The sequence below is a fragment of the Sulfitobacter sp. HI0129 genome (assembly GCF_001635395.1).
Lineage (GTDB): Bacteria > Pseudomonadota > Alphaproteobacteria > Rhodobacterales > Rhodobacteraceae > Sulfitobacter.
In genome coordinates this window covers 1-11016 of the sequence record NZ_LWGH01000231.1, presented here as the reverse complement: position 1 = coordinate 11016, position 11016 = coordinate 1, and the positions used below count along the sequence as shown (strand labels likewise).

The 11016-nt window shown below is 64.2% G+C and carries 14 protein-coding genes; 10 read left to right on the top strand and 4 right to left on the bottom strand.

Annotation, left to right across the window (positions count from 1 at the left end; all coding sequences use genetic code 11):
- From A3764_RS03715 to A3764_RS03700, 4 genes are all read right to left on the bottom strand, one after another.
- The coding region (locus A3764_RS03715; RefSeq protein ID WP_201722396.1) for an enoyl-CoA hydratase-related protein at positions 1-559 on the bottom strand (559 nt) is incomplete at its 3' end.
- A gap of 213 nt (positions 560-772) precedes the next feature.
- Positions 773-1735 (bottom strand): malate dehydrogenase, encoded by a 963-nt coding sequence (gene mdh / locus A3764_RS03710; RefSeq protein ID WP_067919305.1) that lies wholly within the window; start codon positions 1733-1735, stop codon positions 773-775.
- Between the two features lie 148 nt (positions 1736-1883).
- The gene (locus A3764_RS03705; RefSeq protein ID WP_067919303.1) at positions 1884-2996 is read right to left on the bottom strand and encodes a PRC-barrel domain-containing protein; all 1113 of its coding nucleotides are present in this window, start codon (positions 2994-2996) and stop codon (positions 1884-1886) included.
- Between the two features lie 250 nt (positions 2997-3246).
- Positions 3247-3582: a hypothetical protein gene (locus tag A3764_RS03700; RefSeq protein ID WP_067919301.1), complete on the bottom strand. Its 336-nt coding sequence runs from the start codon at positions 3580-3582 to the stop codon at positions 3247-3249.
- A gap of 254 nt (positions 3583-3836) precedes the next feature.
- On the opposite strand from A3764_RS03700, the gene A3764_RS03695 reads away from it, so the two are divergent.
- From A3764_RS03695 to A3764_RS03650, 10 genes are all read left to right on the top strand, one after another.
- Positions 3837-4694: an HpcH/HpaI aldolase/citrate lyase family protein gene (locus A3764_RS03695; RefSeq protein WP_067919299.1), complete on the top strand. Its 858-nt coding sequence runs from the start codon at positions 3837-3839 to the stop codon at positions 4692-4694.
- A 4-nt stretch (positions 4695-4698) separates the two neighbouring features.
- On the top strand, positions 4699-5256 hold the full coding sequence (locus tag A3764_RS03690; protein WP_067919298.1) for an NnrU family protein: 558 nt from the start codon (positions 4699-4701) through the stop codon (positions 5254-5256).
- Positions 5257-5281: 25 nt separating this feature from the next.
- Positions 5282-5485, top strand: a complete 204-nt coding sequence (locus A3764_RS03685; RefSeq protein WP_067919296.1) for a DUF1737 domain-containing protein — start codon at positions 5282-5284, stop codon at positions 5483-5485.
- Positions 5485-6516: a MaoC family dehydratase gene (locus tag A3764_RS03680; RefSeq protein WP_067919294.1), complete on the top strand. Its 1032-nt coding sequence runs from the start codon at positions 5485-5487 to the stop codon at positions 6514-6516. The genes A3764_RS03685 and A3764_RS03680 overlap by 1 nt, the downstream gene beginning before the upstream one ends.
- A gap of 233 nt (positions 6517-6749) precedes the next feature.
- Entirely contained in the window at positions 6750-7943 is a 1194-nt protein-coding gene (gene sucC / locus A3764_RS03675) for an ADP-forming succinate--CoA ligase subunit beta (protein ID WP_067919292.1), read from the top strand.
- 73 nt (positions 7944-8016) lie between these two features.
- Positions 8017-8313, top strand: a complete 297-nt coding sequence (locus A3764_RS03670; RefSeq protein WP_067919290.1) for a hypothetical protein — start codon at positions 8017-8019, stop codon at positions 8311-8313.
- Positions 8300-8836 (top strand): hypothetical protein, encoded by a 537-nt coding sequence (locus A3764_RS03665; RefSeq protein WP_082850880.1) that lies wholly within the window; start codon positions 8300-8302, stop codon positions 8834-8836. The genes A3764_RS03670 and A3764_RS03665 overlap by 14 nt, the downstream gene beginning before the upstream one ends.
- 25 nt (positions 8837-8861) lie before the next feature.
- Complete coding sequence (locus A3764_RS25630) at positions 8862-9230, top strand: hypothetical protein (RefSeq protein WP_067919288.1); 369 nt, start codon at positions 8862-8864, stop codon at positions 9228-9230.
- Between the two features lie 113 nt (positions 9231-9343).
- Positions 9344-10231: a succinate--CoA ligase subunit alpha gene (gene sucD / locus A3764_RS03655; protein WP_067919286.1), complete on the top strand. Its 888-nt coding sequence runs from the start codon at positions 9344-9346 to the stop codon at positions 10229-10231.
- 45 nt (positions 10232-10276) lie between these two features.
- On the top strand, positions 10277-11016 hold a 740-nt coding region (locus A3764_RS03650; RefSeq protein ID WP_067951211.1), incomplete at its 3' end, for an FkbM family methyltransferase.

The window sequence follows — 11016 nt, the reverse complement described above, 5'->3', positions numbered from 1 at the left end:
CGACATCGGACACTAGCCCCTGGGCCAGCGCCTCGGAGGCCGGGATCATCTCTCCGGTCAGCAGCATTTTCATCGCCTGTTTGCGCGACACGTTGCGTGACAGGGCCACCATGGGGGTGGAACAGAAAAGCCCGATATTGACGCCCGGCGTGGCGAACCGGGCCTCCTCCGACGCAACCGCCAGATCGCAGGTCGCCACCAACTGGCAGCCCGCCGCCGTGGCAATGCCCTGCACAGACGCGATGACGGGCTTGGGGCATTGCACGATTGACATCATCAGCCTTGCGCAGCGGTCCATCGTTTCGGTGAAAAAGGCCCGACCCCGATCCGCCTCCGCCCGCGCGGCGGTCAGTTCCTTGAGGTCATGGCCCGCGCAAAAGGCAGGCCCCTCCGCCGCGATGACGATGACATGAACCTGGTCGTCGCGCCCCAGTGTCTCGATGGCGTGATGCAGCCGGTCCAGCATCGCGAGCGACAGGCTGTTGCGTGCCGCGGGCCGCGCGAGGGTGATCCAGGCGACCTTATGCGCCGTTTCGATACGGGCCAGTTCCTGTTCCATCGCCGTGCTCCCTTTGATCATGGGAGCAGTTTGGGGTGGAAGGGCGGACAAATCAATCGCCGCGGAAATGGGTGCAGCGGGGCGCAGGCCGGGGCCAGCCCCGGACCCCGGGATTTTGGGCCCTTTGGAAGGGGGCATCGTGGTTTGGGTTCTGCGCAACGAAAAGGGGCGCGCCGGTCGGCACGCCCCTGAACCCCGCCCAAGGCGGTCGGTTTACTTCAGCGAATCGTCGATGCCCTTGCAGGCTTCGACAAGGCCTTTCACGGCGTTCACGGAATTGTCGAACATGGACTGCTCTTCCTTGTTCATCTTGATCTCGACGATGCGTTCCACGCCACCGGCCCCGATCACCGTGGGAACGCCGACGTAGAAACCCTTGAGGCCATAGGCCCCGTCCACATAGGCCGCGCAGGGCAGGACGCGCTTTTGGTCTTTCAGATAGCTTTCCGCCATTTCGATCGCCGAGGTGGCGGGTGCGTAGAAGGCCGAACCGGTCTTCAGCAGGCCCACGATTTCGGCCCCGCCGTCACGGGTGCGCTGCACGATGGCGTCGAGCTTGTCCTGCGTGGTCCAGCCCATTTTGACGAGGTCGGGCAGCGGGATGCCCGCAACGGTCGAATAGCGCACCAGCGGCACCATCGTATCGCCATGGCCTCCCAGAACGAAGGCGGTGACGTCTTTCATGGACACGTCGAACTCGCTGGCGAGAAAGTGGCGGAACCGCGCGCTGTCGAGCACGCCCGCCATGCCGCAGACCTTTTCATGCGGCAGGCCGGAGAATTCGCGCAGCGCCCAGACCATCGCGTCCAGCGGGTTGGTGATGCAGATGACGAAAGCGTCAGGCGCATGCTGGGCAATGCCCTCGCCCACGGATTTCATGACCTTGAGGTTGATGCCCAGCAGGTCATCACGGCTCATCCCCGGCTTGCGGGCGACCCCGGCGGTCACGATGCAGACATCCGCGCCCGCGATATCCGCGTAGTCCTGCGTGCCGGACATCCGGGCATCGAACTTGGCCGCGGGACCGGATTCGGCGATGTCGAGCGCCTTGCCCTCGGGTATCCCCTCGGCAATGTCGAACAGGACGACGTCGCCCAGTTCCTTCAGCGCGGCGAGATGGGCAAGCGTGCCGCCGATCTGCCCGGCGCCGATGAGCGCGATCTTGGGTCTGGCCATGGTGGTATCTCCAACAGAGTTGTTTCGGGGCGGGGATACCGAAATGTCCAAGCTGCTGCAAGTTGCCTGCGCGGGCGTGGTCAAAGCCCCTGCAGGCAAAGAAAAAGGGCCGCTCCGAAGAACGGCCCCCAATCTGGATGACTGCGTATCAGCCCTGATATTCGGGCAGCGATTCCAGCGCCTCTTCGGTGCTGTCGATGTAGATGCGTACATCGTTGCCTTCGGCGTTGCGCAGAACCTGCAGTTCCTCGAAGGACACGGCCACGCGGCGCTCGCCCATGCCGAGGAAGCCGCCGACGTCGATCAGCACGCGGTCGATCTCGCCGTTGTCATTCACCAGCAGCTCTTCGATTTCACCGATGTCTTCATCGTTCACGCCGTAGATGCGGGCGTTTTCAAGATCGTCAGCTGTCATCTGGCGTACCATTGCGGCGTCAACCTCCTGGTAGCCGTCACGCTCCACCAGGGGGCGGGTCAGCAGCGGGCGGTCCATATCGGTGGTGAGGGTCGCGCCACCGGTAGCAGCAGTTCCTCCCACCGTGGTGTCGGCCTCAACCTCGGCTTCCACTTCGGCAGCCATCTCTTCGGTCTCGGCTTCTGCCTCGGCCGCCATCTGCTCGGTCTCGGCCTCTACTTCGGCGGCCATCTGCTCGGTCTCGGCTTCGGCTTCAGCCGCCAGTTCCGTGGTTTCGGCCTCTACTTCAGCGGCCATCTCCTCGGTCTCGGCTTCGATATTTTCCGCCGTGTCGGTCACTGCCGTGGTGGTCGTGGTCACAGTCGCATCGGCGTTCGCGTCGACATTCGCGTCGGTGTTCATGTCCACATCCGCGTTCATGTTACGCTCGAACTCGGGTGCCTGCTCCAGCATTTCCTGCGAGGTGCTCACAACGAGGAAACGATCATTGGAATCACCTTCCTCACGGACGATGCGGATGCTGTCCATGTCGATGGCCACGTCACGTTCGCCGATGCCGAGGAAACCGCCGATGCCGAGGATCACGGCGGTCACTTCGCCGTCCTGGCTCACGATGATGTCGTTGATTTCACCGATGTCGTCCCATTCCTGCTCGCCACCGTCGGCGATCATCATGTTTTCATCGACCTCGGTTTCCGAGTTGTAAATGCGCATGCCGATCAGGTCAGATGCGAAAAAGTCGCCTTCCTGAAATGTCACCGCGCCGAAAGCATTGGTGTGGGCGTCGGCATAGGCCGCGCCGGACATCGTCAGAAGGACGGCCGTGGTGCTGAGAAAACGTTTCATAATTAGAACTCCTACTTGTCGAGCGGTATTCACTCTCCTGACCGAATAACCTCGATTGCGTCATTCGGTTCCCGGCCCCTGTGACGATCAGGGAGCGGGTGAGCGGAGTTCCGCAAACGGCCCCTGCAGATTCGCGAAAAACGTGCATCCCGGGCGGCCAGTTCACTGAATTGGTATGTCTAAAAGAAGGTTCCGGGACGGCCGGCGAGGCAAAGCCTGAGGGAAAAGGAGCCCTCAGGGACCTCTTAAATCAAACCTCGATCCCCGGCAGGGGCAGGTCATACCCCAGATCCTCGAACGCGCCCCCGGAGGCGACAAGACAGGTCAGCCCCCCGGGTTCCGTGACCGTGATCGTCCAACTGCCCGTGTCGGAGGAGGCGAAAACCTCGATCATCGATTGATCCGTCGCCAGCCCCACGGAACGGCGCGTTTCGCCGTAGCCCTCCGCAAGGCGGCTGACCACCGTATCGCGCGGGCCGCAGCTACGCCCCGAGGGCGCGGCGGCCACATCCGTTGTCATTGCCAGCAAGACCGCTGCCGCGGCTGTAAGCCCCGCGAGATGAAGTACCTTGGTTGCCTGACACATGGTTCTGCCCTTCCCTCGATGTTTCGGCGAGGCCCCGCGGGAGATCTGAACGCGAAGCCTTTGGCCCGTCGTGGCGCCCGCCTGCTACTGCTGCATCGGACGACAGGCAAAGACTGCGCCCCAGCCTTGAAGGTTCGGTTAACGCAGCGCGCGCTGGCTGCTATCGCTGCACTGCGGCAGAAAAAGCCTTGAACTAATCGGAAAAAAATGCCCCTTTGCGCGCAACAATGTTTCCACCTGCCGGAGTTTGCCCGATGCCAAGCCTGTCCCGCCCCCTGCGGTCCGTCCTCTACATCCCCGGCTCGAAACCCCGGGCGCTGGACAAGGCGCGGGGTCTTGCCTGCGATGCGATCATTTTCGATCTGGAGGACGCCGTTTCCCCGGACGAGAAAACCGCCGCCCGGGACACGCTGGCCGCCGCGCTCAGCGAAGGCGGGTATGGCAACCGGCTGAAGGTCATCCGCATCAACGGGCTCGATACCGAATGGGGCGAGGACGATGCCCGTGCCGCCGCCGCCATGGCGCCAGATGCCATCCTGCTGCCCAAGGTGGGCAATCCCGGCGATCTCGAAGCGTTGGCGGAGATCGTGGGCGATTTGCCGCTCTGGGCGATGATGGAAACCCCCGGCGCGATGCTGAACGCCGCCGCCATCGCCGCGCACCGCCAGTTGCAGGCGATGGTCATGGGCACGAACGATCTGGCCAAGGAACTGCAGACGCGCTTCCGACCGGATCGTGCGCCGCTCGCCACCGGGCTTGGCCTCTGCGTTCTGGCCGCCAAGGCCCATGGGATCGCGATTGTCGACGGTGTCTATAACGCCTTCAAGGATGAGGACGGGTTGCGCGCCGAATCCGAACAGGGGCGTGACATGGGCTTTGACGGCAAGACGCTCATCCATCCCGCGCAACTCGACATCGCGAATGAGGTCTTCTCCCCCTCCGAGGCGGAGGCGGACCTTGCCCGGCGCCAGATCGAAGCCTTCGAAGCGGTGCAGGCCAGCGGTCAGAGCGTCGCGGTCGTCGATGGGCGGATCGTCGAAAACCTGCATGTGGCCACGGCGCGCGAGACCCTCGCCAAGCTCGACGCCATCGAAGCCCTGAAGGAAGGTTAAGCGCATGACCCTTCTCATCCTCGGACTGCTATTCTGGGTCGGCGCGCATTGGTTCCGCTTCATCGCACCCGACGCCCGCGCCCGCATGGACAAACGCGGCAAGGGCCTCATCGCCATCGGCGTTCTGATCGGCCTCGTACTGATGATCATCGGCTACCGCTGGGCCGATTTCATCCCGGTCTGGCAGCCGCCCGTGTTCTTCGTGCATATCAACAACCTCGCCATGGTGCTTGCCCTCTGGGTCTATGGTTCCAGCGCGGCCAAGGGGGCCAAGGCATGGCCCGCCAACCGCACAAGGCATCCGCAGCTGCTCGCCGTGAAAATCTGGGCCGCCGCCCATTTGCTGGTGAACGGCGATCTCGCCTCGATCGTGCTCTTCGGGTCATTGTTGGCATGGGCCGTGGTCAGCGTGATCCTGATCAACCGCACGGAGCCCGACTGGACGCCGCCGCCCCACGCGGGCCGGGCCACCTATATCCGGCTTGCCGTCATCACCGTGGTGACCTTTGTGATCATCACCGCCATTCATATCTGGCTGGGCGTCAATCCTTTCGCCGGCTGACGCCCCCTATCGCCGAGGTTCACGCATGAAGATCTACCGTTTCCTGTCCGAAGACGACACATCCGCCTTTTGCCACAAGGTCACCGAAGCCCTCAGCAAGGGATGGGAGCTTTACGGCACACCCACGCAGACATGGGACCACAAGGCAGGCGTCATGCGCTGCGGTCAGGCCGTCACCAAGGAGGTCGAAGGCACCTATGATCCGTCGATGAAACTGGGGGCCCAGTGATGGACAAGACCAACGCGGGCCGCTTCTTCGAAGACTACCGTCTGGGCGAAACGCTCATCCATGCCGTCCCGCGCACAGTCGGCGCGGGTGAGCGGGCGCTCTATCACGCGCTCTACCCCGCGCGGCATGCGCTCTATTCGTCGGACCAGTTCGGGCGGGCCTGCGGGCTGAAGGCCAGCCCCATCGACGACCTCGCGGCGTTCCACGTGGTTTTCGGCAAGACGGTGCCCGACGTATCGCTGAACGCGGTGGCCAACCTCGGCTATGCGCAGGGGCGCTGGCTGAAGCCGGTCTGGCCCGGGGACACGCTGCGCGCGCAATCGGAGGTGATCGGCCTCAAGCAGAATTCCAATGGCAAGACCGGGGTCGTCTGGGTCAGGACCACCGGGTTGAACCAGAATGACGAAGAGGTGCTGGACTACGTGCGCTGGGTCATGGTGCGCAAGCGCGACGCGAACGCCCCCGCGCCCGAGACCACGGTGCCGGAACTGCCCGATGCGCTGTCGGCAAAGGATCTGGTGGTGCCCGAGGGCCTCGATTTCTCGCGGTACGATTTCCCCCTCGCGGGGGAGCCGCATCGGTGGGGCGATTATGAGACTGGCGAACGCATCGACCACGTGGACGGTGTGACGGTCGAAGAAGCCGAGCATATGATCGCCACGCGGCTTTGGCAGAACACGGCAAAGGTGCATTTCGACACCTCCGCCCGGCCCGACGGCAGCCGCCTTATCTACGGGGGGCATGTGATTTCCATGGCGCGCGCGCTCAGTTTCAACGGTCTGGCGAACGCGCAAATGATCGTGGGGCTGAACGGGGGGGCACATGCGAACCCCTGTCTGGCGGGCGATACGATCCGCGCATGGTCCGAGGTGCTGGACAAGGCCGAGACGGACGCCCCCGGCGTCGGTGCCCTGCGCCTGCGGCTGGTGGCGACCAAGGGCGGCGCGCCGTTCGACCTGCGGGGCGACGATGGCAAGTACCGGCCCGAGGTGTTGCTCGACCTCGACTATTGGGCGCTGATACCCTGCTGACGCCCCGTCACGGGCCTTACCGGGATACGACAGGCTGGAATCAAAGCGATTCTGCCCGAGGCCCGCAGTGCCACACCCATTTCGCGAACCTTGTGATCACACGATTTTTTCTGTGATCACAAATGTCGCTTTTGACTGGCCAAACCAGTAATACTTGGAAATTGTCGTTTCCGAGCCACGTGAGATGAACGTATCTTGCGACCGAACCGCAAACAAAGACGGGACCGTTCCATATGAATATCCATGAATACCAGGCCAAAGCCCTTCTGCGCAGCTACGGCGCACCCGTGTCAGACGGCCGGGTCGTGCTGAAAGCCGAAGACGCGAAGACGGCGGCGGGCGAAATGGATGGACCGCTTTGGGTGGTGAAAGCGCAGATCCACGCCGGGGGCCGGGGCAAGGGCAAGTTCAAGGAAGCCGATGCCGGCGACAAGGGCGGCGTGCGCCTGACCAAATCGGTGGAGGAAGCGGCGCAGGAGGCCCGCAAGATGCTGGGCCGCACGCTGGTGACACATCAGACCGGCCCCGCCGGCAAACAGGTGAACCGAATCTACATCGAAGACGGCTCCGGCATCGAGACGGAGCTTTACCTCGCCCTTCTGGTGGACCGCGTGACGAGCCGCATTTCCTTCGTCTGCTCGACCGAGGGCGGCATGGACATCGAAGAGGTCGCGGCCTCGACCCCCGACAAGATCCTGTCCTTCAGCGTTGATCCCGCCACCGGCTACCAGCCGTTCCACGGACGCCGCATCGCCTTTGCGCTGGGGCTGGAAGGCAAGCAAATCAAGCAATGCGTCGGCCTGATGGGCCTGCTCTACAAAGCCTTCGTCGAGAAGGACATGGAGATGCTGGAGATCAACCCCCTGATCGTGACCGACAGCGGCGACCTGAAGGTGCTGGACGCCAAGGTCAGCTTCGACGGCAACGCGATTTACCGCCACAACGACATCGCCGATCTGCGCGACACCACCGAAGAAGACCCCAAGGAGCTGGAAGCCTCCAAGTACGATCTGAACTACATCGCGCTGGACGGGGAAATCGGATGCATGGTCAACGGCGCGGGCCTCGCCATGGCGACCATGGACATCATCAAGCTTTATGGCGCGGAACCGGCCAACTTCCTCGACGTGGGCGGTGGCGCGACGAAGGAGAAGGTAACCGAAGCCTTCAAGATCATCACCTCCGACCCGCAGGTGAAGGGGATCCTCGTCAATATCTTCGGCGGTATCATGCGCTGTGACGTGATCGCGGAAGGCGTGGTTTCCGCCGTGAAGGAAGTCGGCCTCGAAGTGCCGCTGGTCGTGCGCCTCGAAGGCACCAACGTCGAAAAGGGCAAGGAGATCATCAACAACTCCGGCCTCGATGTCATCGCCGCCGACGATCTGAAAGATGGTGCCCAGAAGATCGTGAAGGCGGTCAAGGGGTGATGCGGATGCGGGCGCGGCCAGTGGGCGCGGTGCCCCGCCGTTCCGGTTCACGCGATAACAAGGGCATGTGCTAATGCAAAACCCTCCTCCTCAATCCTCCCCCATCATCGCGGGCCTCGCGCTCGTCGGAATCGGGCTGTTGATCCGTCAGTGGCAGCCGCAGGCGCTGGAACTGCCCAGCACCGAAGGACGGACATCGCGGGATCGTGGCCTGCGCCGCGTTGCGCGTAAATCGCGCGACGGGCTGGCCCGGGTGCTGCCCGGCAACCTGACTGGCTCCATCGCAAGATCGCTTCTGGTGATGGGCGCGGGGCTGATCCTTGTGCGGGCGCTGGATGAACTGGTCGAGGATGAAGATGCCCTGTTCTGAGGGCGTCTTTCCACGCCGGGCCGCCCTGACCCTGACGGCGGTTGGCCTTCTTTCGGGCCCTGCTGTCGCAGGCACGGATCCGGCGGCTTCCGCGATCGAGGCGTTCAACCAATGGTGCTTCAAGGCGGGCCAGACCGAAGCGCAAGCCCGGTCCAACATGACTGAAACCGCAGGCGATCCGCTGCCTTTCCAGCTGACTTTCTGGGACGATAGCCTTGAGCCGCGTCCGCAGGGTGCCCCGCGCGGCGTGGAACGCCGGTGCGAGGTTGCCTTTCCCGGTGATGAAACCGAAGCCGCAATCGCCGCGTTGCGCCAGCAGATGGCGACACCCCCGGTATTCGGTCACGCGATCCCCCTGCCCGACACCCACGCGGAAGAGCCGGGCACCGCGCTGATCGAGGGCCGGGAACTGTTGCGCGGGCGGGTCGCTGTCGTCCACGTTGGCACCCGCAACCATGATGCCACGCAGGAAACCTTCATGGCCGTGGACCGGCTCTACGATGGTCTGGGGCTGGGCGAATGACCACAACCGGAGAAAGGGTGGAACGATGAACTTTGCACTCACTACGAAAACACGCGCCGCAAGGGCGGTTCTCGGCCTCGGGCTGACGGCAACGATCGCGGCCTGCGGCGGCTATGGCTATGACGTGGCGGTCCGCAATGGCCCGCAGGCGGTGCACCCCAGCGCCTCCGCCCTGTCGCAGCGCAGCCTCGTTTCCGCGCCCGTCGTGGCGGCACCGGCAGCGACCGTCACGGCGCCGGTCGGTGCCACCCCCGTCGTCGAGGCGCCGGTTTACGCCGCGCCCGTCGCCGCGGCCCCGGTGGTGACCGGCGGGGCATGCTACGACGGCTTCGGCGGCACGAACTGCGGCGTTCCGGGTGACGTCTATACAGGCGCACAACCGATCGTCGACTGACACTATTTCCGGTCGGGCGGCCCGCCGCGCGACCGCGACACGAAAGACAACTACTCGCGACGGCGGCATGAGGATGCCGCCGACCATCGCCTTCAAAACCAAGGAACCACCGAATGGCCGTACTCGTCGACGAAAACACCAAAGTCATCTGCCAGGGCCTTACCGGCTCACAGGGGACATTCCACACCGAACAGGCCATCGCCTACGGCACGAAGATGGTGGGTGGCGTGACCCCGGGCAAAGGGGGCCAGACCCATCTGGACCTGCCGGTGTTCAACTCCGTCCACGAGGCGAAGGCCAAGACAGAGGCGAATGCCTCCGTGATCTATGTCCCGCCGCCCTTCGCGGCGGATTCGATCCTCGAAGCCATCGACGCGGAAATGGAGCTGATCGTCTGCATCACCGAAGGCATTCCGGTGCTCGACATGATGCGCGTGCAGCGCGCGCTGGAGGGGAGCAAGTCACGGCTGATCGGCCCGAACTGCCCGGGTGTCATCACGCCCGACGCCTGCAAGATCGGCATCATGCCGGGCCATATCCACAAGCGCGGGTCCTGCGGGGTGGTTTCGCGCTCGGGCACGCTGACCTACGAGGCGGTCAAGCAGACCACCGACATGGGGCTGGGCCAGTCCTCTGCCGTAGGTATCGGCGGCGACCCCATCAAGGGAACCGAGCATATCGACGTGCTGGAAATGTTCCTTGCCGATGACGAGACGCAAAGCATCATCATGATCGGTGAAATCGGCGGCTCCGCCGAAGAGGACGCGGCACAATTCCTCGCCGACGAAAAAAAGAAGGGCCGCTGGAAACCGACAGCGGGCTTCATTGCCGGCCGCACGGCGCCTCCGGGTCGCCGCATGGGCCATGCGGGCGCCATCGTCGCCGGTGGCAAAGGCGGTGCCGAAGACAAGATCGAAGCCATGCGCAGCGCCGGTATCGTGGTGGCGGACAGCCCCGCGACACTGGGCGAAGCCGTGCAGGAAGCGATTGACCGCGGCTGACCGGCCTGCAGGACCCGCCGTCCGCGCATCAGGAGCATCTACGCGATGACCCAGACCGTTGCCCCTTCCGACCAGAGCGCCGCATTCGGCACCTTTTCCGCGCTGCGGTTCAAGCATCGCATCGCAACCTCGCCGCTGGGTGGGGCGGCCGGGGCATTGCGCGACCAGTGGCGCGGTCTGCGGAGTTTGCGGAACCCCGAACTGGGCCTGCTGACGCGCGAAGACGCCATGGTCAACGCGGTCCTGCAGGCCCGCATCGGGGCGGATTGGAACTGTCTCGACATCGGGGCGCATCTCGGCTCGGTCTATTACCGGCTGACCCGGGGCCAGCACCGGATGATTGAGGCCAGCCCCGGCAAGGCGCAGATGCTGGGCGACCGGTTCGGAGCGAAGGCCGTCATCGAATGTGCGGTGTCAGATACCGAGGGCGCGGTGACGTTTCACGAAAACCTCGACCAACCGGGCTTCAGCGCGCTGGACCGGCGCGCCTCCCGCGGGCGGACGGTCGAACGGCGGGTACGCGCCCGGCGGCTGGATGACATTCTGGGCGACGATACGCGCATCGACTTCATCAAGATCGACGTGGAAGGCCACGAATATCCCGCCCTGCGCGGGGGCGAGGCCCTGCTGCGCCGCTGCCGCCCGCTCATACAGTTCGAAGCCGGCGCGCGGCACGATGCCGATCTGGCGGGTGGCCCCGATGATCCCGCCGCACCCCTCTTCCACTGGCTGACCGATGACCTCGGTTATGCGGTATACGCGGCTTTCGATCTGCCTTATGGCCG

Bases quoted from the DNA above. Each gene is read 5' to 3' on its own strand.
- A3764_RS03685 (WP_067919296.1), top strand. From the start codon at position 5,282: ATGAAGATCTACCGTTTCCTGTCCGAAGACGACACATCCGCCTTTTGC.
- A3764_RS03690 (WP_067919298.1), top strand. From the start codon at position 4,699: ATGACCCTTCTCATCCTCGGACTGCTATTCTGGGTCGGCGCGCATTGG.
- A3764_RS03700 (WP_067919301.1), bottom strand. From the start codon at position 3,582: ATGTGTCAGGCAACCAAGGTACTTCATCTCGCGGGGCTTACAGCCGCG.
- sucD (WP_067919286.1), top strand. From the start codon at position 9,344: ATGGCCGTACTCGTCGACGAAAACACCAAAGTCATCTGCCAGGGCCTT.
- A3764_RS03665 (WP_082850880.1), top strand. From the start codon at position 8,300: ATGCCCTGTTCTGAGGGCGTCTTTCCACGCCGGGCCGCCCTGACCCTG.
- A3764_RS03705 (WP_067919303.1), bottom strand. From the start codon at position 2,996: ATGAAACGTTTTCTCAGCACCACGGCCGTCCTTCTGACGATGTCCGGC.
- A3764_RS25630 (WP_067919288.1), top strand. From the start codon at position 8,862: ATGAACTTTGCACTCACTACGAAAACACGCGCCGCAAGGGCGGTTCTC.
- A3764_RS03680 (WP_067919294.1), top strand. From the start codon at position 5,485: ATGGACAAGACCAACGCGGGCCGCTTCTTCGAAGACTACCGTCTGGGC.
- sucC (WP_067919292.1), top strand. From the start codon at position 6,750: ATGAATATCCATGAATACCAGGCCAAAGCCCTTCTGCGCAGCTACGGC.
- mdh (WP_067919305.1), bottom strand. From the start codon at position 1,735: ATGGCCAGACCCAAGATCGCGCTCATCGGCGCCGGGCAGATCGGCGGC.
- A3764_RS03670 (WP_067919290.1), top strand. From the start codon at position 8,017: ATGCAAAACCCTCCTCCTCAATCCTCCCCCATCATCGCGGGCCTCGCG.
- A3764_RS03695 (WP_067919299.1), top strand. From the start codon at position 3,837: ATGCCAAGCCTGTCCCGCCCCCTGCGGTCCGTCCTCTACATCCCCGGC.